Here is a 24,288-nt window from a genome sequence, read left to right as displayed (position 1 = left end):
GTAATTTTCCATTACTTTTTTCCCTTCATCTTTTCTCAATAAACCAGTATCAACAAAAATACACGTTAATTGATCGCCAATTGCACGATGAATTAAAACCGCTGCAACAGAAGAATCAACACCTCCTGAAAGTCCTAAAATCACTTTTTTATCACCAACTACTTCTTTTATACGAGCAATTTCTGTTTCGATAAAATCTTTTAAAACCCAATTCTTTTCAGCCTGACAAATATTGAAAACAAAGTTTTCTAACATTGTTGAACCATATTCTGAATGTGTAACTTCTGGGTGAAATTGTACCGCAAAAATCTTTTTATCTTCGTTTGCGATTGCCGCAATATCTATATTTGATTTTCCTGAAATTGTAAATCCTATTGGCGCTGTCATCACTTCATCGAAGTGACTCATCCAAACTGTAGATTGTTCTGGAACTCCTGCGAATAAACTGTTTTGAGCTAAAACTGTTAATTCAGATTTTCCATATTCTCCTTTTTCTCCTTTCTTAACTTCTCCACCTAATAAATGCGAAATCAATTGCATTCCATAGCAAATTCCTAAAACAGGAACGCCCATTTCGAATAATTCTTTTTCTACCAAAGCGGCTTCATCTCCAAAAACTGAAGAAGGTCCTCCTGATAAAATAATTCCTTTTGGATTGTGTTTTTTGATTTCTTCGATCGAAGTGTTGTAGGGAATAATTTCTGTATAAACTCCAAATTCTCGAATTCGGCGCGCGATTAATTGATTGTATTGCGAGCCAAAATCTAAAATAATAATTCCTTGCGTCATTGTGTTTGTCTTTGTGCAAAATTAAGTGAAATTCGGCGCAATCGCAATTTTATTCCAGTCAAAATTTACTGCTTTTCGACAGATTCTTTTATAAATTCAACTTCTTAATCTTTAGGTAACGTCAAAATCCTTTAAACAAAATAATTTTACTTCGAAAAAACAATTCATCATGAAAAAATTTATATTTACTGCCTTAACAACTTTTATGCTTACGAATATGGCAAATGCTCAAAAAATTATTGCTCATCGCGGTTATTGGGACACCGAGAATAATGCAAAAAATTCGATCAAATCTTTAAAATCTGCACAAGAAATTGGTGCTTATGGTTCTGAATTTGACGTATTAATTAGCGCTGATGATGTTTTGATGGTAAATCATGATGATAATTTTCAAGGTCATGCAATCGAAATGACTAATTCTTCTCTTTTAAAAACGTTGAAATTGGCTAACAACGAAAACATGCCAACTTTAGAAGAATATTTTGAACAAGGAAAAAAGAATAAGAAAGTTAAATTAATTTTCGAATTAAAACCTCATTCATCAAAAGAAAACGAAAATCGTGCAGTAAAAAAAGCAATTGAAATCATCAAAAAACATAAAGTAGAAAAACAAGTTGAAATCATTTCATTTAGTCAAAATATTTGTGATGAATTCAAGAAATTAGCACCTAAATTTCACGTTTCTTATTTGAATGGCGATTTGTCTCCAAAAGATGTAAAAGCGAGAAATTGGAACGGAATTGACTATAATTATAAAGTATTTCAGAAAAATCCGACTTGGGTAAAAGAAGCGAAAGATTTGGGTTTATTGGTGAATGTTTGGACGGTTAACGACCCAAAAGTGATGCAAGAAATGATTGATCTAAAAGTGGATTACATTACAACCGACAAACCTTTGATTTTAAAAGAAATTTTGACTAAATAATTTAGTATATTTAGCAAAATAAGAAATCATTTTATGCCTCAACTTAACTCATTAGAAATCTATTCATTTACAACGTTAAACCAAATTCATAAAGACTATATTTTTAAAATTTGGAACAACGAATATCCTATTAATTTGGCTTTTGAGAGTTTACAGGACACCGAAAATTATTTGAATAGTTTGATTGAAGCGAAACATTTTTTTGCTGTTGATGAAAACAATCAAATGCAAGCTTGGGCCGTGATTTTCGAAAGAGATTATGAAAAATGGTTTGCAATAATTGTGGATAGCGAATTGCATCAAATTGGTTTGGGACGTAAAATTCTTAATCGATTAAAAACATTTTCGACAGAACTAAACGGTTGGGTAATCGACCATGAAAAAGATACAAAAGCGAATGGAGAGCCTTATCGTTCTCCGTTGGCTTTTTATATGAAAAATGATTTCAATTTACTTCCTGAAACTCGTTTGGAATTAGATAAAATTTCTGCGGTTAAAATTAACTGGAGAGAGTAATAAAATAGAAAAGAGAAGCTTATTAACTTCTCTTTTCTATTTTATTCTCCTAAAACCTTTTCCAAATCAGTGCTTCCTTGTATATTTCGCATTTGTCGCTCGATATGACTGGCACGTCTGCTGATAAAAGGCGAAGGCGGATTCACATTATATTTTCGCGGTAAAGGCAAAGCTGCTGCAATTCGAGCCGCTTCATTTTTGGTTAAATCCTTAGCAGGTTTATTGAAATAATATTCAGAAGCTGCTTCAACTCCAAAAACGCCAATTCCCATTTCAGAAGTATTCAAATACATTTCTAAAATACGTTGTTTGCCCCAAATTTTTTCGATCATAAACGTAAAATAAACTTCCAATCCTTTTCTCAACCAAGAACGACCTTGCCACAAAAACACATTTTTCGCGACTTGTTGAGAAATTGTAGAACCTCCACGAAGTTTTTTACCTTCTTTATTTTTTTCAATCGCTTCCTGTATTCCATCCATATCAAATCCATTGTGCACAGGAAATTTTTGATCTTCGGAACCAATTACTGCCAATTTTATATTTCGTCCCATTTCGTCATAGGAAATATAATCGCGCTTAAATTTTCCTTGTTCAAAACCTTGCTGAACTTGCGTAATCGTGAACGGCGGATTAATCCACTTTAACACAACAATGTATACAAGATGAGCTACAAAAAGATAAAGTATAACCTTACGAATAAATTTAAACATTTTATTTCTTTAAATTTGAAAGCAAAGTTATACGATTTATTGAATTTTAGAAATAAAAGTATTATCTAATTCTCCCTTCCTCTTCATTTACTTTATTCTCTTTTGAGATAGTTTTATTTAAACGACCAAAATTATATTTAACACCAATTGATAGTTCTTGATAGTCGACTAAAAATAGGTTTTTAGAACTAATTTTATCATAATTCAAGGTTTCGCTAAATTTCATTTGTTTAAATAAATCATTGAAACGAATAGAAAAATCAAAGTTTTTGTATGATTTTGTCAATCCAAGATTAACGATAACTTGAGAATTTCGATCATAAATTCCTTCTGTTCGTTTACTTAACCAATATCCATCAAGCATAAAATTAAAATCTTTTCCCAATTTGAAATTATGATTAGAGTATAAATAGATATACGGAACAGATTTTTTAAGAACAGCTTTTTCATCAATTATTTTACTATAAATCATAGCTAAACTAATTTGTGTTGACCAAAATTTATATTCGAACGGAACATCTAAACCAACAGAAATATTTTTTTCTTTTTCAAAGTTAACCGTTGTAAATGTTGAAATATTTCTCACATCATCATAAATCAACGTATAATTCATCGGATTTTTACTTTGATAATACGTCACATTCATATTCCACTTTTTTAATGAATAATTCGCAGAAAATATGTCGGTGTAAGTAGGTAAAATATTAAAATTTCCGCTGTATTCGATATAAGGACTTCCATACAAATTCCCAGAAGAAAGGGTGCTGTAATTCGGTCTATCAATCGTGCGTTTATAATAAATTGTCAATGCATTTTTATTCTCAAAAGTGTAATTAAATTCTGCATTTGGAAACCAATCAATGTATTTTTTATCAATATCCGAAAGTTGTTTTATTTCATCAAAACCTTTAGAATTGGTCGTTTCTGTTCTTAATCCAACTTTATAATTCCATTTTTCATAGTTTTTTATGTATTGTAAATAGGCTGCAAGATTCAGTTCTTTGAAGTTGTAAAGAAATTTTTCTGATGATTTTTGAGGAAAAAACGTTTGATTAGTTGTTTCTGATTTTGCATGCGTAAAGCGTCCTCCAAATTCAATTTTTTGATCAGATTCAAATTTTTTCTCTACATCAAATTTTCCAGCAAAAACCTTAAGACGATATTTTTGATAGCGCGATTGATTGTATTCGATATCATTTTCATTTATCTTATTGTAAAAATCGTATGTCGTTCCTGTATTATAAATCGTGTATTGCAAACCTGTTAAAATACTTACGTCAATTGATTGAATATTTTTATTGTAATTCACCAAAGTATTCACAAAATTTCGATGATTTTCATTATCATTTAACGTTAAAATAGATTGATTTTCATTATTTTCTGAATATTCTGTTTTGGTATCAATCAATCCTTTATCTTTTCTGAAATTTGAATTAATAGTAAATGAAAGATAATCTCCAGTTTCATTTAATTCCTGAAAAAAGCTTGTATTTACAATAAAATGCGGACGTTTTGTTTGCGATTTTATGAAATAATTGGACTGAATATTTTTGTCTTTTACGCGATAATCGAATCCATTTCCTTCCCATGGATTTAGTTGATTATAAGATGCGTTCAGTTTAAATTCGCTTTTATTTTTACGAATTTGAAAAGTTGAATTGAAATAATTATTAAACTTTCTTTTGAACGATAATGTTTCCTGTAAAGTCAATTTTAAACCTTCTTTTTTACTTTTTTTAAGGTTAATTTTTACGACAGATTTTCCATTTGCTTCATATTTTGCAGATGGATTTTTAATAATTTCAATCGATTTTATGTCCTCAATTGCTAAACTCGAAATGGTAGAAAAATCAACTTGTTGATCGTCCAAATACAACAAAGGATTTCCTTTTCCAATAATTGTCAATGTTTCTTGATCTGCTCCCAACATGACGCTTGGTAATTTTGAAAATAATTCTTTGGTTGTAGCAAGTTTATTAAAATTTGAATTAGCTACATCAATATTATAATTGCCATTTTCTATTTTGAAAGTTTCCTTTTTTCCATTGATTACAACTTCATTAATTTGTACAGTTTCATCAATATTTAAGTGAAATGTTTTATTTTCGTTCAAATAAAAAGGTTCTTCATCTTGAATTTTATTATCATAAATAACTGAAATTGAATATATTTTTTGTTCTAAATTTTCAAAGTTAAATTTAGAGTTTTCAGTTTCAATTGTTTGAATAACATTTTGAAATTCATCGTGTAAAATAACTTTTGCTTGAATTGTTTTTGACTCATTTTTTGATGAAATATTTCCTGTAATCGAATATTTTTCTTGTGCAAAAGCAAAAGAACTAATCAAAATGAGAATTAATTGTAAAAATTTCATAATAAAATTGTGTTGATTATTGTTTTACTTACATTTAGAGGAAGTAAAATTTTTGTTTGAACAATTTTAATTTATATTTTTAAATGTTTTTCATGAACTTGGTGTCAAATGATAATTGTTTACAATGTTATTCAAATTAAACAAATACAGTATGTTACGTTTTATAATTTCAGGAAATAGATTTCTTAAATTTATCTTAATTATTTTATTCATATTCAGTTCAATAAATATGTTTGGAAAAACACAAAATGATAAAGCTGAATTTTTACGAAAAAAAAATAATGATTTGGTTGAAGAAAATCTTCGAATTATTGATTCTACGATTTCAACAGCTTATCGATTGAATGATAAAGTTGTTTTGAGTGAAGCTTATATCGAAAAAGGAAATTATTTTTTGGAGCAACGTAATTACAATAATGCATTGAAAAATTTCACGATTTCGAAACAACTTTCAACAGAAATAAAAGATGATTATACATTTTATTCTTCTCTTGTTGGAATAGCAAAAACAAAGGAAAATCTGTATGAAATAAAGGAATCTATAGAATTGTATGAAGCTTCTTTACCATATTTCGAGAAATATAAACATCAGTCAAAATCGTTTAGTATTTACCTTTCTATTCTTGGGAAATTGTCTTATTTGTATAGTAAAACAAATCATCTGAACAAAAGCGATTATTACAACAAAATTGAGTTGTCTGAAACGGTTGATACATCAAATTATCAATATGCTTTGAAGAATAAAGGAATTATTGATTTTTACAAAAAAGATTATAATTCGGCATTTAATACATTGAAAAAAGCACAACAAGCTTTCTGGAAGCAAAATGATATTAAATGGTATGTGATTTCAGAGCAATTTTTAGGTGAAATTTTATATCAACAAAAGCGAAATAAAGAAGCAATCCAATATTTTGAAAATGTTGTAGAATTCTCAAAACAATATAAAATTCTTGATGAAGAACTGCGACTTTCCTATGAACGAGTGGTTGAATATAATGAGAAGTATGGAAATAATCGAGATAAATTATTATCTGTAAATAATTTATTGTCTTTTGACAGTTTATTTTATGTGGCTGATCATACTATTTTGAAACCAAATCTTGAGAAATACGAAAATACATTCTTGAAAACAGAACGAAATTTATTGAAAGAAAAGAATCAAAACTTCAAAAGAGCTTCTTTTTTTGGTTTGGTTGCAATTCTAATTTTTGGTGGAATTGTTTTTTATAAAATGAATCAAAAACATCAAAAAAAGAAGAATTATTTACAAAAATGTCTTGATGAAATTTCAATAATTGAAGCAGATATTATGGAAGAAAATCAAGTAGAAAAAACAAAATTTGAAGTTGAAATTGATGAAGATTTCGAGCAAAGTTTGCAATTGTTTGAAGAACAAAAGTTGTTTCTAAATCCAAAATTTTCGTTGAATGACTTGGTTCTAGAATTGAACGCCAATCGAACAATTGTGTCAAATTATATTAATCGTTCGAGATCGAAAAATTTTAACCAATATATCAACGAATTAAGAATTAATCATCTTTTGAAACGATTTGCAGATGAACCAAATCTCAAAAAATATACAATTGATGCTTTAGCAGAAGAAACAGGTTTTAATTCGAGAAAGACTTTTTCGGATGCATTCTTGGAACATACAGGTTTTCGACCGTCTCAATATTTACGGAATATTATTAAATAAAAAAAGCAATCCAATTGGATTGCTTTTTTTATTATTATATCAAATTGATTAATTCACTTTACTTAATGTACGAACTCTAATTTCTTGTAAAACATCTTCTACAGACATTCCTACATATGCACCTTCTTCTACAATTGGGTACAATTGATCATAAGACATAATACGCGTATTGTCGATACGTAAATTTACGTGAGAACGATTGAAATCTCTATGAGATTTAACACCTGTTGCAGAAATTAATTCAGATAAAATATGCATTGTTTTCTTGTGGAAATTATACATACGAGTTGCTTTATCTTCTACATCTAATCCTTTCATCAATTCACGATCTTGGGTCGCAACACCAACTGGACATGTATTTGTATTACATTGTAAAGCTTGGATACATCCTACAGCCATCATCATAGCACGAGCCGAATAAACTAAATCCGCACCAATAGCCATTGCACGAGCAATGTGGAAAGAAGAAATAATTTTTCCAGAAGCTACAACACGAATATCTTTTTTAAGACCATAACCACGTAAAGTATCAACAGCGAAAGCTAAACCATCTAACAAAGGCATACCTAGAGAGTTAGAGAACTCTACAGGAGCAGCTCCAGTTCCACCTTCACCACCGTCAATTGCGATATAATCTGGTTTTATACCAGTTTTGATCATTGCTTCACAAATCTCAATAAACTCGCGTTTAATCCCAATACACAATTTGAAACCAACTGGTTTTCCACCTGATAATTCTCTTAATTGTTTGATGAAATGTAACATTCCTTCTGCATCAGAGAAAGCTGAGTGAGATGGAGGAGAATCAACAGTTGTATATGGTTCTACAGCACGAATCTTAGCGATTTCTGGAGTATTTTTATTTGCTGGTAAAATTCCTCCGTGACCTGGTTTTGCACCTTGAGAAATTTTTAACTCAATCATTTTTACATTTGGTAAAGTAGCGCGTTCAACGTACTTATCTGGATCGAAACCACCATCAGTAGCACGACAACCAAAATATCCTGTACCAATTTGCCAAATCAAATCTCCACCTGGCTGTAAGTGATATGGAGAAATTCCCCCTTCACCTGTATTGTGCGCAAAATTTCCTAATTTAGCTCCTTTATTCATCGCTAATACAGCATTTTCACTTAACGAACCGAAAGACATTGCAGAAATGTTTAATAAACTTGCTAAATAAGGTTGTTTACATTCACTTCCACCAACTTTTACACGTGGATCATCAGCATGTTTGATTTTTCCAGCATACATCGAATGATTTAACCACTCATATCCTGGTTCATAAACATCTAATTGCGTCCCAAAAGGAACTGTGTCAATTACATTTTTTGCACGACGATACACCATACTACGCATCAAACGGTCAATAGGTTTTCCTTCAGTATCCGTTTCAACAAAGTATTGCATGATTTCTGGACGAATACTTTCTAATAAATAACGACCATGTCCTACAATAGGAAAGTTTCTTCTGATAGCGTGCTTTGTTTGCGAGATATCAGCAATTCCTAAGGCAATCAAAGGAAGAATAATTATTAAAGACCATAAGATACCTGGCCAAAAATAAGAGATTACTCCAATTGCAACAAGAGTAACGATAGATCCTACTACGAAAAGTTGTCTTACTTTCATAAGTAAAAATTTAAATGATTTTGATTAAAAATTTGGTGTCAAATATATCTAAAAAAACTCGGTTTAACGCCTTTAATTCTGAAATTATTTCTTTTAAAATATTGATTTCAAACGTTAGAGAAAACTGATTATTTCAAATAAGTTAACAATTATCTAATGTCGTGAAATAAAATGAAATATTATTTAGATTTTTTTAAAAGATGTTCAAACTTTTTGAGAAATGTCAAAAGAATTATTCTTTGTAAACTCTTGTTAAATCTAATAATTTGATTGGTCCCATCGAAAAATTCTTAACTTTTTTATTCAAAAATAACGTTGTTTGATCATAAAATAATGGTAAAATTGGAGCGTTTTGCATCATCAATGCATCCATTTTTTGATAAAGTTTGGCACGTTCGTCTGGATTATTGGTCAAAAATGCTTGTTCGTACATTTTATCAAATTCGCCATTTTTATAATGTGAATAATTTGGACCTTCTGGCGCAAAGTTTTTCGAATAATATAAGGACAAAAAGTTTTCGGCATCTGGATAATCTGCTCCCCAATTTGCACGGAACAACGTAAATTTCCCTGTTGCTTTTCCATCACGCATCGTTGGTCCAGGTACAACATTCACTTTTATTGGTAAACCTAATTTTGCCATTTCTGCCGCAATATATTCGCAAACATCTACATATTCTTGTACTGTTGTCAGCTCGATTGGCGTAATTTTTTCGTTCGTTTTTTTATAGCTATTGATTAATTCACGTGCTTTTTCGGGAGAATATTTGTAACCACTTTCTGGCGAATAACCTGGTAAACCTTTCGGAATGAAACCTCCATCTGCTTCAAAAGCTTGTCCTTTCATCATATATTTGATGATTTTGTTTTTATCAACTCCATAATTCAATGCTTGACGCAATTTCAAATCAACTGCATTTGGTGCATCAAGGTAAAAACATAAATAAACAGTACTTAAATAAGGAACTTTTTGAGTGGTTAAAATATTTGAATATTTTGGATTCAAATCTCCGATTGGATTTAAAATTTCATCTTTATAAGAAGGATCCAAATCTGCCATCATATCCAAATTACCTTTGATTAATTCTAAAAATTCTGAATTTTTCTCTGGTAAAAATGATAAATTAACCGCTTCTAAATATGGCAAACGTTGACCTTTTTCATCAAATTCGAAATACTTTGGATTTTTTCTGAAAACCATTTTCACGTTATCTTCCCAAATCTTAAATTGAAAAGGACCTGTACCAATTGGATGTTTCAAGAATTCATCGTTTCCATTTTTGAATAATTCTTTCGGAACAACCGAAGCATATTTCATCGAAATTAAACCTAAAAACGCAGGATAAGCCTCTTTCAATTTAATTTCAAAAAGTGTATCATTTATCGCTTTATACGAATCGATATTATTCATAATCCAACCTCCAGAACCTCCAGCTTTCGGATCTTTTAAACGGTTAAAACTATATTCAAAATCAGAAGCAGTCACAATTCGAGTCGAATCTTTTCCGAAAGCTTCATGTTTGTGAAAAAAAACATCGTTTCTTAATGTAAAAGAATACGTTTTTCCATCTTCTGAAATTGTCCAAGATTTTGCAATATCGGGTTGAATTTCTAATTCATTATCAATCTTCACTAAACTGTTATACATCAAATTACACGCCCACGTATTGGCTTGTGTTCGCGCATTAATTGGATCTAAAGAAGAAATATTATCGTAACGATTTAGTTTAAATACTTTGTTTTCATCGATTTCAATTTTCTTAGAACACGAAAATATTGAAACGAATAACATAATGTAGATAAAGTATTTAGTCATTTTGAATAGCTGATTTATTTATGTTTCAAAACTATGGATAATTTCTTAAATTTGCAGCTATGAATAATCAAACTAAAACAGTTGCATTTCATACATTGGGATGTAAACTTAATTTTTCTGAAACTTCGACGATCGCAAGAAACTTGAAAGATAATGGATATCAGAAGGTTGAGTTTACAGATTCTGCGAATGTGTACGTAATCAATACATGTTCGGTAACCGCAAATGCAGACAAAGAGTGCAGAACGATTGTGAAAAATGCAATGAAAGCAAATCCAGAAGGTTTTGTTGTCGTTGTAGGTTGTTATGCGCAGTTGAAACCGCAAGAAATTGCGGAAATGGAAGGTGTTGATTTGGTTTTAGGAGCTGCAGAAAAATTTAATATTGCTGAATATTTAGACGATATCAATAAAAAAGAAGAAACAATTGTACATTCTTGTGAGATTGAAGAAGCCGATTTTTACGTTGGTTCTTATTCAATTGGTGATCGTACGCGTGCTTTTTTGAAAGTTCAAGATGGTTGCGATTACAAATGTACGTATTGTACAATTCCTTTGGCTCGTGGGATTTCGCGTTCGGATACAGTTGAAAATGTCATCAAAAATGCGAATGAAATTGCGCACAAAGGAATCAAAGAAATTGTATTAACGGGTGTAAATATTGGCGATTACGGGAAAGGTGAATTCGGGAATAAAAAACACGAACATACTTTCTTGGAATTGGTGCAAGAATTAGATCAAGTTGATGCGATAGAACGAATCAGAATTTCTTCGATTGAGCCAAATTTATTGAAAAATGAAACGATCGATTTTGTTTCAAAAAGTAATCGATTTGTTCCGCATTTCCATATTCCATTACAATCTGGTAGCGATGAGATTTTGAAAAAAATGAAACGTCGTTACTTATCTAATCTTTATTTAGATCGTGTAACAAAAATTCGCGAAGTGATGCCAAATGCGTGTATTGGTGTAGATGTAATTGTTGGTTTCCCTGGAGAAACAGAAGAATTATTTATGGAAACATATAATTTCTTGAACGAATTACCAATTAGCTATTTACATGTATTTACTTATTCTGAAAGAGATAATACAGAAGCAATCGAATTTGAAGGTATTGTTGATCAAGGAGAACGTAAACGTCGTAATAAAATGTTACGTATTTTATCGGAGAAAAAACGTCAAGCTTTTTATCAATCGCAATTAAATTCGACTCAGAAAGTTTTGTGGGAACATGATAATAAAGACGGAAAAATGTTTGGTTTTACAGAGAATTATGTGAAAGTTCAGACAGATTTTAATCCAGAATTAGTCAACGAAACGCAAATTGTAGATTTGGTTAGAATCAATCACAATGGAATTGTTGAAGTAAAAATTCAAGAGTTAGAATTAGCAAAATAAAATTGTAAATATTAGTTAAAAAGAAGTTCAAGTATTTTGAGCTTCTTTTTTTTGATTTACCTTTACATTTAGGAATAATAATTGTAGTTTTAAATAAAAAATCAAGGTCATGAAAATTATACACTTTACTTTTATAATTTTGTTGTCATTATTTGTAACAAGCTGTGGAACAGTTCAAGTAAGTACAGATTACGACAGATCAACAAATTTTGCTTCATATAAAACTTATACTTTTCACCAAAAAGGATTAGATAAGTTAAAGGTTAACGATTTGGACAAGAATCGATTAATTAAAGCAATTGACGCACAAATGGCTACAAAAGGATTTACAAAAGTAAGTTCTGATGCAGACTTAGTCATTAATTTATTGACAAGTTCTAAAGAACAAGTTTCTGTAAATAATAACAATTGGGGTTACGGTCCTTATGGTTACTATGGCGGATATTACGGCGGAAATAGCGTTTCTTCTTATCAAGCGGGAACAATTGTAATAGACATTATTGATGATAAACGTAATATATTGGTTTGGCAAGGTGTTGGTTCTGATCTTAATTTGAGTAATATCAGTGCTAAAGCAGAAAGAATCCCGAAAGCTATTGAAGAAATTCTAGCTAAATTTCCTCCTCAACCAAAGAAATAAATTTTCGAAAATAATATAATAAGCTCTTCATTTGAAGAGCTTTTTTTATGAAATGAAGTTTGTATTAAAAAAAGCTTTAATTTTGTTAAAATTATACAATAACTTATGAAAAATTTAAAAACCAATCTATTAAGTTTATTTCTTTTAAGTTTATCTACTTTTTCTTTTGCTCAAATCGAATTTGGAGTTAAAGGTGGTGTTGGACTTAGTAACACAACTATTGTTCATGGAGTTTCTAAAGAGAGAGTTGGATTTTTAGCTGGGGGAGTTGCAAAATATCAATTAACTACTCGAAACGAAAACCATTATTTGCAAGCCGAAGTTTTATATACTACTCAAGGTGAATATTCGTTATACAAAGAAGGCGGAGAGAAATACAAAGCGTTCTTAAATTACATCAATATTCCAATTATGTATAAATACTATTTTGATGATCAAGGAAAAGATTTCTTTGTAGAAGGTGGTCCTCAATTAGGTTTCAAAGTATCAGAAAAATTTGATGAAGATGAGCCAGAAAGAACTAATAATGTTCCAAAATCGTTTGATTTAGCATTTAATATTGGTGGTGGATATTCTATTGATAGAAAATACGAAATTAATTTAAGATATCAATATGGATTAATAGACACTTACGACTATAAACGTTGGGATAATGGAACAAATCGTTCATCATTTTTAACATTAGGAATTACATATTTCTTCAAATAAATTCAAAACCGCTTTATAGCGGTTTTTTTATTATCTTGTTTTAAAATTTAGTCAATGAATTTTAAACAATTTTTTATTTTAGGTTTTCTATTGATTAGTAGTAATCTATTCGCACAGAATATGATAAAAGGAAAAGTGATTGATGAAAAATCGCTTCCAATTATTAATGCTGAAATCTATGTCGATAATTCTACGATTAAATCAAAAACGAACGAAAAAGGTGAATTTGAACTAAATCTTCCTAATGGACAATATAATTTAATAATTCGAGCAAGTTTGTTTGAGAATTATATTTTGAATGTCAATACAAATCAAACCAATTTTTATAAAGTAGTTTTAGAGCCTGAAGTGGTTGCATTACAAGAAACAGTTGTTCAAGCAATATCTAAAGAAGATTGGTTGTATTATTATCAGACTTTTCTGAGATTGTTTTTGGGAAGTAATGAAGCTGCTAAAAAATGTAAAATCGAAAATTCGAAAGATTTAAGGTTTAAATATGATAAAAATACACGACAATTATCTGCTACTTCCCGAAATCCTTTAATCATTACAAACAATTACTTAGGTTATAAAATAGAATATGATTTGGTTGATTTTAATATTAATTTCAAGTCAAATTATGTCTTAACTCTTGGAACAGCACTTTTTACTGAGCTAAAATCATCAGCTTCTAAAGAAAAAAAATGGCAAGAAAATCGTCGTAAATCTTATTTAGGAAGTGTGATTCATTTTATGAAAGCGGTTTATGATAATAAAATTGAGGAAGAAGGATATGATGTAAAGCGATTGATTCGCAAGGATAATCCTGAATACATAAAGTTTAAAGAAGAAACTTTGTTAGGAGGTAGAATTGAAGGTAAAGTTCCTCCAAAAATTATTACTTACTTAGTTAATCAAAAAGTACCATCTGATAGTTTGAAAATCGTTGATAATAATGATCAGTATCTTAATTTTAAAGGTTTGTATTCTGTAGAGTATAAAAATGAAAAAGAGGATTTGGACTATGCAAAACAGAATGGAGCAAAATATATTTCGAACCAACTTTCTATTTTCGCTATAAAAAGCGATTTATTAAAAATTGAAGAAAATGGAACGTATTATCATCCTGCTAATTTGGTTGTTGAAGGATATTGGAGCTGGGAAAAAATAGCAAACATGGTTCCTATGGATTATAAAATTGAGTAAAAAAGTCACTCAATGAGTGACTTTTTTTATAATTATCTGAATTAGTTTTTAATAAACTTAATTGATTCATTTGTTGAATCAGTTTTTATCTTTACGATATAAACTCCTTTATTTAAGAAACTTAAATCAATTTTATTATTCATAATATTATCTGAATTCCAAACTTTTTGACCTGCTAAATTATAAACTTCAGCAGAATTTATGATAGCTTTTGTATGAATTGTCATTTCATTCATAACAGGATTTGGAGAAATTGTTGTAATAATTTTATCCAAAACATTTTCATTTGTAGATAAAGCTCCTTTCAATTCTATTACAAAACCTTTAAGATCCATTTCATCCCAATTGATTCCTATACCTCCTATATATTTTCCATTCGGAGAAATACCTGTAGGCAACACAAAAGTAAAACTTTTGCTATCATATCCAACCTCTTTTACATAATCATCAATTTTAACAACTCCTTTATCTTTAAACCAAATAAAACCTTCTCCTTCTGTATTTGTAGCATACCAAGGCTTCCAATAACCCACCGCTGTATTTCCATCATCAGAAACAGCTACTATTGACGTGTTATAATCTGGATCTGAATGAACTATTTCTGTATAAGTATTAGTTGTTGCATTGTAAATATATGCTTCAGGTTCGTTGAAACCAACAATAATATTTCCATCAGCAGAAACTGCTAGCGCCTCTCCTACAAGATTACCTTGTTTATCTTTAATAAATGTTTGTACACCATTTTTCCAATAAACTCCTTTACGGAAACCATTTTCAGAATCTTGCCATCCTACAACAACAGTTCCATCTCCATTTACAGAATTTGGTCTTGAACTTTTACCTGCAACTGTAGAGCCCAAATCTTTCATTCCATTTGCTCTATTCCAAATAACTCCTATAGCTTGAGAAGCAGATTTCCATCCTAATCCAACGATCGTTTTACCATCGCTTGACATTCCCCATGAAGAAGTATCGCTACCATTTGCACTCGCTCCTAAGTACTCCCATGTTTGCGTAGTTATATCATATAAAGCCATTTCATCGATTCCTGTAGCCGGATTTGTCATTGTTCCTGATACTAATTTTCCATCAGCAGAAATGGTTGTATTACCTGCTATATAATCATTATTACCTCCAATTTCTCCAATTACTATAGGACCTTCTTCTTTTGTCCATTTAAAATGTATGACACCTGCGGCATTTCCTACAGCTACACCGTCATTAGAAATATCTGTAACTTGAGCCCAAGTACCTACATCATACACCTGAGCGTTTGATTGTAAAAGTATTAACAACGTTAATACACTAAAGTAAATTTTCTTCATAATTTTATTGTGTTAATTCATTACTTTAAAATTATATTATATTTCAACATGTATTAATCAGTAATAATTTAAAGAATTAATTTCCTTAAAAAGGAAAATATAAAATGCTTATAATAAATAAATTATCTATTAAAAATCATATTGTTAAAAAAACAGAATTTCATTAAATCAATTACAAAAACACAAAAAAATAATATTATAAATTAATTACATAAACCAAAAAAGCCGTTCTTACGAACGGCTTTCAATTTATGGATTGTTAGAATGTTTTTATGTATTACAATTCTAAAGCTCTTTTAGCGTCACCTCCCATTAATACATTTAATGGATCTTCTACCGCTTCTTTAACTGCAACTAAGAATCCTACAGATTCGCGTCCGTCGATGATACGGTGGTCATAAGATAAAGCAACATACATCATTGGAGCGATAACGATTTGTCCGTTTTTAACAACTGGACGCTCAACAATATTGTGCATTCCTAAGATACCTGATTGAGGTGGGTTGATGATTGGTGTAGACATCATAGATCCAAATACACCACCGTTAGTGATTGTAAATGTACCTCCTGTCATTTCATCAACAGAAATTTTTCCGTCACGTACTTTGATTGCTAAATCTTTGATAGATTGCTCTACACCACGGAACGTTAAATTTTCTGCATTACGTACTACTGGTACCATTAAACCTTTTGGTCCTGATACAGCAACAGAAACATCAGCAAAATCAAATTTTACTTGGTAGTCACCATCAATCATAGAGTTTACATCCGGATATAATTCTAATGCACGAGTAACTGCTTTTGTAAAGAAAGACATAAATCCTAAACCAACACCATGTTTAGCTTTGAATTCGTCTTTGTATTGGTTACGTAAAGCAAAGATTGCAGACATATCAACTTCGTTGAATGTCGTTAACATTGCAGTTTCATTTTTAACAGAAACTAAACGTTGTGCAATTTTACGACGTAATGATGATAATTTTTTCTCTGATTGAGCACGAGTTCCTTGAGTAGAAGTTCCCATAGCCGGAGTAAAACGTACAGCGTCATCTTGAGTGATGCGTCCGTCACGTCCTGATCCTTTTACTTGAGAAGCATCAATGCCTTTCTCATCTAAAACTTTTTTAGCAGCTGGAGATGGAGTTCCCGTAGCATAAGTTGCGGCTGGAGTAGCAGGTGCTGGAGTAGCAACCGGAGCTGGAACAGCTTTTACTTCTTCTTTAACTTCAGCCTTAGGAGCTTCCGCAGCTGGTGCGCTACCTCCTTCTGGTCTTGGAGCATCCGTATCAATAAGACAAACAACTTGTCCTACTTCTACAACATCACCTTCTTCAGCTTTTAAAGTAATAATTCCACTTTCTTCTGCTGGCAATTCTAATGTCGCTTTATCTGAGTCAACCTCTGCAATTGCTTGGTCTTTTTCTACGTAATCACCGTCTTTTACTAACCACGTAGCGATCTCTACTTCTGTGATTGATTCCCCTGGTGATGGGACTTTCATTTCTAACATATCTATTAGCTTTATTTTTTAATTGAATACTTTATTAATTACCTCTTCGTAAATTGCAGCCCAACGTTTGCTTGAACCTGGTGCTGTGGCAGCACTTTCTGCTGGAGAAACGACATCGAATGGATATTTTCTTAATTTACGTAAGATGTACATCCAAGCTCCCATATTTTCTGGTTCTTCTTGCGCCCAAACCAATTTAGCATTACCAAATTTAGAGATGATTGCATCTACTTTTTCTTCGTTCAATGGGTATAGTTGCTCTAAACGAATAATTGCAGTTTCTGTATCTCCTAACTCCTGGCGTTTTTTGTCTAAATCGTAGTAGATTTTCCCTGAACAGAATACTACTTTTTTCACTTTTTTCGCATCTACAGTTACATCTTCGATGATTTCTTGGAATCCTCCATTTGCAAAGTCTGCTAATGGTGATACAGCTGATGGATGACGTAATAATGATTTTGGAGACATTACAACCAATGGTTTACGGTAATCTGTTACGACCTGTCTTCTTAAAGCATGGAAGAAGTTGGCTGGAGTTGTGATGTTAGCAACAAACATATTGTTACCGGCACACATTTGTAAGAAACGCTCTAAACGTGCTGAAGAGTGCTCTGCTCCTTGTCCTTCATATCCATGAGGCAATAACATTACTAAACCGTTTTGTAATTTCCATTTATCTTCTGCTGCAGAAATATATTGGTCGATTACAATTTGCGCTCCATTCACGAAATCTCCAAACTGAGCTTCCCAAATAGTTAACGCTTTCGGATTTGCCATTGCATATCCATAATCGAAACCTAAAACTGCATATTCAGATAATAATGAGTTATAGATTCGTAATTGACCTTGCTCATCATTAATATGGTTTAATAAGATAATTTCTTCTTCTGTGTCTTCAGTTTTTACAACTGCATGACGGTGAGAGAACGTTCCGCGTTCTACATCTTCACCAGAAACACGCACGTTACGTCCGTCTGTTAAGATAGAACCGAAAGCTAAAGCTTCTCCTAATCCCCAGTCGATTTTATCTTCCTCAATCATTTTTCCTCGTCCTTCAATTAAACGAGAAACTTTTTTGATTAATTTTTTACCTTCTGGAACGGTAGAAACAGCTTTTGCAATTTCTTTTAATTTTGCTTCATCGTAAGCAGTATTTGCTTGTTCAAAAACTTTTGCATCATCAGCAATTTCAAATCCTTCCCACTCTTCTGGCATGAAAGGGAAAATGTGATTACGCTCAATTTCTTTAGAAGCTTCGAAATTCGTTTCTAATAAAGCTTTAAATTCAGCTTCTTTTTGTTTAACGATTTCTTCACCAATTACACCTTCTTTTAATAATTTATCCTTGTAAATTTCACGAGGATTTGGGTGTTTAGCGATTAAGTTATATAATTTAGGTTGAGTGAATTTTGGTTCATCACCTTCGTTATGTCCATATTTACGGTATCCTAATAAATCGATGAATACATCAGAACCGAACTCTGCACGATAATCTGCTGCAAAACGGAAAGCGTGAACTACCGCTTCTACATCATCAGAATTTACATGCATTACAGGAGACAATGTTACTTTTGCAACATCTGTACAATATGTAGATGTACGCGCATCTAAATAGTTTGTTGTAAACCCAATTTGGTTATTTACCACAACGTGTACTGTTCCACCTGTTTTGTATCCGTCTAATCCTGCCATTTGAACAACCTCGTAAACGATTCCTTGTCCAGCTACAGCAGCATCACCATGAATTAAGATTGGAATAATTTTAGAATAATCATCTTTATAATCTTCCTCAACTTTTGCACGTGTAATCCCTTCTACAACTGCATCTACAGTCTCTAAGTGAGATGGATTTGGTGCTAAATTGATTCGGATATCTTTTCCATTCAATGCTTTGATTTGATTAGATGATCCCATGTGATATTTAACATCACCAGCCATTAAATCCGTATCAAAAGCTTTTCCTTCGAATTCTGAAAAGATTTGAGAATATGATTTTCCAAAAATGTTAGCCAAAACATTCAAACGTCCACGGTGAGCCATCCCTACGATAACCTCTTGTACGCCGTGATCTGCAGAACGATTAATCAATGTATCCAAAGCAGGAATCAAAGATTCATTTCCTTCTACCGAGAAACGTTTTTGTCCAACATATTTCGTGTGCATAAAGTTTTCAAAAGCAGTCGCTTCATTCAACTTTTCTAAAACACGCTCTTTCTCCTCCTTAGATAATTTTGGTTGATTCAAGTTTTGGTTTAACCAATTCTGAATCCAATTAATTCTTTGAGGTTCTCTTACATACATATACTCGATTCCGATAGATTCGCAGTACATGTTTTCTAAGTGTCCAATGATTTCACGTAAAGTGATTGGTCCACCGATACCTAAAATTTCACCAGCGTTGAATGTCAAATCTAAATCAGCATCAGATAAACCAAAGTTTTTGATGTCTAAAGTAGGTTCAAAAGTTCTACGCGCTCTAACCGGGTTAGTCTTTGTAAATAAGTGTCCACGCGTACGGTAAGCATCAATCAAATTGATGACTTTAAATTCTTTCTGTACGTTGTCTGGAACTTGAGATACTACTGCAGGATTAACTACTGCTTGCGTTGTTTGACTAGCTCTGTTAGGAGCTGTTTGTGTTGCTGGTGCAAATAATGGCTCTCCATCATATGTTGCATTCGCAAAGTCATACCCTTGGAAAAAAGCTTTCCAACTTGGTTCAATACTATCCGGATATTGGACGTATTGATCATATAAGTCGCCTATAAACTCTAAATGAGCGGCATTTAAAAACGAAAAACGATCCATAAATTTTACTCTCTATGAGATTTAGCTACAAAAATAAACTATTTAAGGCTTTAAAAAAAATTACTTTCATCATATTTATCTTATCTCGCCATAAAAATATATTATAATCAAATAATCATTACATTTGATATAAATTTAAGAAAGATTTTACATTTAGATGATAAATTTTCTAACAAAAAAAATAAACAAACGTTGGATTGGCTTCTTTATAATATTTGTGATTTTCGCTATTACAATATGGTCGAGTAACAAAATTGTACAAGAGCTAAAGCGTGAAGAACACAAACGTGTAGAGAATTATGCGCGATCGTTAGAGTTGATAAGCTCATCCGAATTTTTAGATCCGAAAACGCAAGATTTTCTATTCAAATTAATTGAAGACAACAAATCAATTCCTGTTGCACTTGTAGACGAAAAAGGCATTATTGTAGACACCAAAAATATTGATGAATCGATCGTAAAAGATTCGGTTCAATTAAAAAAATATGTCAACAAAATGAAATCGTCCGAACAAACAATCGATGTTGAATTAATCGGAACTAAAAATTATGTTTATTTCAAAAATTCAAAACTTCTCAATCAATTACAATATTATCCACTCATCATTATTTTATTGATTTTATTGTTTTTTGGATTTTCGTATTGGTATTTCAAAACAATTCGTGACACCGAAAAAAGTTATTTATGGGCCGGAATGGCAAAAGAAACAGCGCATCAAATTGGAACTCCACTTTCTTCTTTAATGGGTTGGGTCGAATTATTGAAATTGGAAGAAATCGATCAAACTTCTGTCATAGAAATTGAAAAAGATGTGGACCGATTGAAACATATTGCCGAACGTTTCTCGAAAATTGGTTCAACTTCTGAACTCAAACAAACTGATATTATTTCAACTTCCAAACAAACAGTGGATTATATTTCCCAACGCATTTCTAAAGGAATTGAAGTAAATTTTGTTACAGATGTAGAAGAATTTAATATTAATCTTAATTCTTCTTTATATAGTTGGGTTATCGAAAATTTGATGAAAAATGCAGCTGACGCCATGCAAAATAAGGGCGTTTTGGATATCGATATAAAAACGAAGGGTAAATTTGTCGAAATTTCTATTGCTGATACAGGTTCTGGAATTCCGACCAAATTACAAAAAAAGATTTTTCAACCTGGTTTTACAACCAAAAAACGCGGTTGGGGATTGGGATTATCATTAGCCAAACGAATTATCGAAGATTACCACAAAGGAAAAATATTTGTTGCCAAATCATCCAAAGAAATCGGAACTGAGTTTAAGATTTTATTGAAAAAATAATCAGAAATATTACACAAAATCTTGATTATATAATAAGGTATACTTTTTGTGACTTTGTTAGAACGACAACTGTTTTGTAAAATTAATAATTATGAATGCAACGACTATTGAACAAGTGAATTCTAAATTGAAACAACTTCCTGAATCACTTTTGGAAGAAGTTGAGCGTTATATTGATTTTTTGACTTATAAACACAATCAAGAAACTGAATTTAAGTTAAGTGACGAACAAAAGGAAATTTTGGATAATCGACTTAACGAACCAAAAGAAAATTTCTTGAATGCAAAAGATGTATTGAAAGAATTGCATGGTAAATATGATTTATAAGATTAGAATTTCTTCCGAAGCTGCCCCAAGATATTGAACAAGCTATTTCTTATTATTCAAACTTTTCTACATCTGCTGCAAAATCATATTTAACTGAATTGACAAAAGTTTTGGAAGCTTTGGAAATAAATCCTTTTTATCAAGTAAAATATAGAAATTTGCGTGCAAAACCTTTTAAATCTTTTCCTTATTTGGTTTTATTTGAAACTAATGAAGAAGAAAAAACAGTTTTTATTTACGCAATTTTTAACACGCACAGAAATCCTACAAAATATCCAAAATAAAAAATGAGCTAAAAGTAAATCTTTCAGCTCATTTTTTAATATTATTTTCTAATATCTAAATTCTAGCATCTCAGTACTAATTGTTATTCTTTCACACCAATATAAATCTCAATTTCGGCATCAGCAGGATTTCGAGCTTTTTCGGTGTACAATTCGTAATCATATTTATACGTGCGATTTAGATTTGCATCATCATTCCAAATTTCTGTCCAAGTTTTTCCAACTGCTTCATGTAATTCTCCTTTGGCAATATATTTTTTGAATGTTTGTGGCTCGAATTCACGACCAACCATCCCTTCTGGAATTTCATCTAAAGAAGAAACTTCTAAACCAATAATTGTCATATACTTTCCTGTAAAATCACTTTCATAATCTGTGTAAACAGAATAAATATTAGAACTAATTGCATTTGGAATTTTAGCAATTATATTCTCATCGAAAAATTGATGCCACAATTTTCCTAAATCATCAATCGCTTGACTATCATTATTAGACGTTTGAGTCGTTATTCCTATAATTTTCAACTTATTGATTTTTAAGGTTTTTAAAATCCTAAAATCATTTTCGCAATCGAAAAGTAAATCAACAAACCAAAGATATCATTACTTGTTGTGATAAATGGTCCCGTTGCAATAGCAGGATCAACACCATATTTATGCAACATAATTGGAATAAATGTCCCAATCAAACTTGCTAAAATCATCACAATAACTAAAGCTAAAACAATGGTTGAAGAAATTTCGTAGCTTGTGCTCATCAAGAAATGTGTCGCCAATAAAAGTACAAAAGCTAATAATGTACTATTCAATAAAGCTAATAACATTTCTTTTCCTAATCTTTTCCAAATAGAACCCGAAATATTACTATTCGCCAAACCTTGCACAATAATCGCAGAAGATTGCACACCAACATTTCCTGCCATGGCAGCAACAAGCGGCGTAAAAAAGAATAATTGCGGATACAAATTCATCGCATCGCTAAAACTTTGCGACACATTAACTGCTACAAAACTACCTACCAAAGCCAATAAAAGCCAAGGTAAACGAGCGCGAGTTAATTTCAATATATTATCATCAGAGTCGACATTTTGAGTAATCCCGGCTGCTAATTGATAATTTTCTTCAGCTTCTTCACGAATCACATCAATCACATCATCCACCGTAATTACACCTACCAAACGCGTTAACTCGTCCACTACAGGCACTTCGTACAAATCATATTTTTCGATTACTTTCGCAACCTCCATATCTTTTGTATAGGTCTTTACATATTGGATCTTTTCATTGTAAACATCTGCCACTTTAGTGTTCGCAGAAGTTGTCAACAAACGCTTTAAACTCAATGTTCCAAGTAATTTTTCATCTTCATCAACTACATAAATCGAGAAAACTTCTTCTAAATCCTCAGCTTGTTTTCGCATTTGTTTTACCGCTGTGATTACCGACCAATCTTTGTTAACTTTTATCAACTCTTTTCCCATCAAACCTCCAGCCGTATCTTCGTCATAGCGCAAAAGATCTACAATTTCACGGGCATGTTCTTGGTCTTCTAATTGTGCAATTACCTCATCTTTCTTTTCATCAGAAAGTTCATTGATAACGTCAACTGCATCATCGGTATCCATCTCATTGATGACATCTTCGGCAATTTCTTTTGCAGTAAGCGTTTTCAGGAATTTGCGTCGATCATCTTCTTCTAATTCAAGAAGGATATCAGCAGAAATTTCATTATCGAGTAAATCAATTACAAAAGACTGTTCTTTGGTCGAAAGCTCATCAAACAATTCAGCAATATCAGCAGGGTGCAAATCTTGCAACATCTCCTTAACTGCTTTTGCATTTTGCTGATTAATACTTTCGTTTAAATGTTCAATAAAATCTTTTGTAATTTTTACCTCCATAATCTATTTCATTCTTTTCGTTAACTCAATAAAATCTTCGACAGATAATTGTTCTGCGCGCATATTCAAAAACTCGTGATCATTTAAATCCTCAGGAATCCCCAAAGCTTTCAACGAATTACGAAGCGTTTTTCTTCTTTGTCCAAAACCAGCTTTTACCACTTGAAAAAATCGTTTTTGTTCGACTCCTTCTATTTCTGTTCGGTAGCGTTTCATAATAATAACGCCCGATTTCACTTTTGGTGGTGGTGTAAAAACGTGTTCTGGAACGGTGAACAAATACTCGCAATGATAATAAGCTTGCGCTAATACAGAAAGTATACCATAATCTTTTGTACCTTTTTTAGAAGCGATACGTTCGGCTACTTCTTTCTGAAACATTCCACAAATTTCGGGAACAGTATAACGCTCTTCTAAAGCTTTAAAAATA

21 protein-coding genes are annotated in these 24,288 nt (G+C 31.4%); 10 read left to right on the top strand and 11 right to left on the bottom strand.

Annotated elements, in window-relative coordinates:
* On the bottom strand, window positions 1-789 hold a 789-nt coding region (gene guaA, locus B2217_RS16560; RefSeq protein ID WP_291123271.1), incomplete at its 3' end, for a glutamine-hydrolyzing GMP synthase.
* Between the two features lie 169 nt (window positions 790-958).
* On the opposite strand from guaA, the gene B2217_RS16555 reads away from it, so the two are divergent.
* Entirely contained in the window at window positions 959-1,714 is a 756-nt protein-coding gene (locus tag B2217_RS16555; RefSeq protein WP_052217751.1) for a glycerophosphodiester phosphodiesterase, read from the top strand.
* 33 nt (window positions 1,715-1,747) lie between these two features.
* The gene (locus tag B2217_RS16550) at window positions 1,748-2,230 is read left to right on the top strand and encodes an N-acetyltransferase (protein WP_291123268.1); all 483 of its coding nucleotides are present in this window, start codon (window positions 1,748-1,750) and stop codon (window positions 2,228-2,230) included.
* 41 nt (window positions 2,231-2,271) lie between these two features.
* On the opposite strand, the gene mtgA is transcribed toward B2217_RS16550, so the two are convergent.
* Complete coding sequence (gene mtgA / locus B2217_RS16545; RefSeq protein WP_280046017.1) at window positions 2,272-2,943, bottom strand: monofunctional biosynthetic peptidoglycan transglycosylase; 672 nt, start codon at window positions 2,941-2,943, stop codon at window positions 2,272-2,274.
* 61 nt (window positions 2,944-3,004) lie between these two features.
* Window positions 3,005-5,317, bottom strand: a complete 2,313-nt coding sequence (locus B2217_RS16540) for an outer membrane beta-barrel family protein (RefSeq protein WP_280046018.1) — start codon at window positions 5,315-5,317, stop codon at window positions 3,005-3,007.
* A gap of 229 nt (window positions 5,318-5,546) precedes the next feature.
* On the opposite strand from B2217_RS16540, the gene B2217_RS16535 reads away from it, so the two are divergent.
* A complete protein-coding gene (locus tag B2217_RS16535; RefSeq protein WP_180906186.1) occupies window positions 5,547-7,016 on the top strand; it encodes a helix-turn-helix domain-containing protein in 1,470 nt (489 codons plus the stop codon).
* Between the two features lie 48 nt (window positions 7,017-7,064).
* Here the strand turns inward: B2217_RS16535 and B2217_RS16530 are convergent, their stop codons facing one another.
* Together B2217_RS16530 and B2217_RS16525 are read right to left on the bottom strand one after the other, a co-directional pair.
* A complete protein-coding gene (locus B2217_RS16530) occupies window positions 7,065-8,648 on the bottom strand; it encodes an FMN-binding glutamate synthase family protein (protein ID WP_280046019.1) in 1,584 nt (527 codons plus the stop codon).
* Window positions 8,649-8,880: 232 nt separating this feature from the next.
* On the bottom strand, window positions 8,881-10,464 hold the full coding sequence (locus B2217_RS16525) for an ABC transporter substrate-binding protein (protein WP_291094008.1): 1,584 nt from the start codon (window positions 10,462-10,464) through the stop codon (window positions 8,881-8,883).
* Between the two features lie 59 nt (window positions 10,465-10,523).
* Between B2217_RS16525 and mtaB the strand changes: the two genes are divergently transcribed.
* The 4 genes from mtaB (at window position 10,524) to B2217_RS16505 (ending at window position 14,394) form a co-directional block, all read left to right on the top strand.
* Window positions 10,524-11,861, top strand: coding sequence for a tRNA (N(6)-L-threonylcarbamoyladenosine(37)-C(2))-methylthiotransferase MtaB (gene mtaB, locus B2217_RS16520; protein WP_280046021.1), 1,338 nt, complete (start codon window positions 10,524-10,526; stop codon window positions 11,859-11,861).
* A gap of 109 nt (window positions 11,862-11,970) precedes the next feature.
* A complete protein-coding gene (locus B2217_RS16515; protein WP_114999525.1) occupies window positions 11,971-12,501 on the top strand; it encodes a DUF4136 domain-containing protein in 531 nt (176 codons plus the stop codon).
* A 105-nt stretch (window positions 12,502-12,606) separates the two neighbouring features.
* Window positions 12,607-13,209, top strand: a complete 603-nt coding sequence (locus tag B2217_RS16510) for a porin family protein (RefSeq protein WP_280046022.1) — start codon at window positions 12,607-12,609, stop codon at window positions 13,207-13,209.
* A 54-nt stretch (window positions 13,210-13,263) separates the two neighbouring features.
* Window positions 13,264-14,394 (top strand): carboxypeptidase-like regulatory domain-containing protein, encoded by a 1,131-nt coding sequence (locus B2217_RS16505; RefSeq protein WP_280046023.1) that lies wholly within the window; start codon window positions 13,264-13,266, stop codon window positions 14,392-14,394.
* Between the two features lie 41 nt (window positions 14,395-14,435).
* Here B2217_RS16505 and B2217_RS16500 read toward each other — a convergent pair whose 3' ends face one another.
* The 3 genes from B2217_RS16500 to B2217_RS16490 form a co-directional block, all read right to left on the bottom strand.
* On the bottom strand, window positions 14,436-15,719 hold the full coding sequence (locus B2217_RS16500; protein ID WP_280046024.1) for a T9SS type A sorting domain-containing protein: 1,284 nt from the start codon (window positions 15,717-15,719) through the stop codon (window positions 14,436-14,438).
* 277 nt (window positions 15,720-15,996) lie between these two features.
* Complete coding sequence (gene odhB, locus B2217_RS16495; RefSeq protein ID WP_291123278.1) at window positions 15,997-17,235, bottom strand: 2-oxoglutarate dehydrogenase complex dihydrolipoyllysine-residue succinyltransferase; 1,239 nt, start codon at window positions 17,233-17,235, stop codon at window positions 15,997-15,999.
* A gap of 12 nt (window positions 17,236-17,247) precedes the next feature.
* Window positions 17,248-20,037 (bottom strand): 2-oxoglutarate dehydrogenase E1 component, encoded by a 2,790-nt coding sequence (locus B2217_RS16490; protein WP_291094014.1) that lies wholly within the window; start codon window positions 20,035-20,037, stop codon window positions 17,248-17,250.
* A gap of 157 nt (window positions 20,038-20,194) precedes the next feature.
* On the opposite strand from B2217_RS16490, the gene B2217_RS16485 reads away from it, so the two are divergent.
* The 3 genes from B2217_RS16485 (at window position 20,195) to B2217_RS16475 (ending at window position 21,958) form a co-directional block, all read left to right on the top strand.
* Window positions 20,195-21,346: a sensor histidine kinase gene (locus B2217_RS16485; RefSeq protein ID WP_291094016.1), complete on the top strand. Its 1,152-nt coding sequence runs from the start codon at window positions 20,195-20,197 to the stop codon at window positions 21,344-21,346.
* Between the two features lie 91 nt (window positions 21,347-21,437).
* Window positions 21,438-21,674 (top strand): DUF2281 domain-containing protein, encoded by a 237-nt coding sequence (locus B2217_RS16480; RefSeq protein WP_280046028.1) that lies wholly within the window; start codon window positions 21,438-21,440, stop codon window positions 21,672-21,674.
* On the top strand, window positions 21,671-21,958 hold the full coding sequence (locus B2217_RS16475; RefSeq protein ID WP_280046059.1) for a type II toxin-antitoxin system RelE/ParE family toxin: 288 nt from the start codon (window positions 21,671-21,673) through the stop codon (window positions 21,956-21,958). The genes B2217_RS16480 and B2217_RS16475 overlap by 4 nt, the downstream gene beginning before the upstream one ends.
* Window positions 21,959-22,041: 83 nt before the next feature.
* Here the strand turns inward: B2217_RS16475 and B2217_RS16470 are convergent, their stop codons facing one another.
* From B2217_RS16470 to B2217_RS16460, 3 genes are all read right to left on the bottom strand, one after another.
* Window positions 22,042-22,482 (bottom strand): GyrI-like domain-containing protein, encoded by a 441-nt coding sequence (locus tag B2217_RS16470; RefSeq protein WP_280046029.1) that lies wholly within the window; start codon window positions 22,480-22,482, stop codon window positions 22,042-22,044.
* Between the two features lie 20 nt (window positions 22,483-22,502).
* The gene (gene mgtE / locus B2217_RS16465; RefSeq protein WP_280046030.1) at window positions 22,503-23,858 is read right to left on the bottom strand and encodes a magnesium transporter; all 1,356 of its coding nucleotides are present in this window, start codon (window positions 23,856-23,858) and stop codon (window positions 22,503-22,505) included.
* Between the two features lie 3 nt (window positions 23,859-23,861).
* Window positions 23,862-24,288 (bottom strand): ribosomal RNA small subunit methyltransferase A (locus tag B2217_RS16460; protein WP_291123263.1); only part of this gene is annotated, 427 nt, incomplete at its 5' end.

The organism is Empedobacter sp. UBA7620, assembly GCF_002484185.1.
Lineage (GTDB): Bacteria > Bacteroidota > Bacteroidia > Flavobacteriales > Weeksellaceae > Empedobacter > Empedobacter falsenii_C.
Note: the sequence above shows the minus strand (reverse complement) of the source record. Positions and strands in the feature narration are given on the sequence as shown.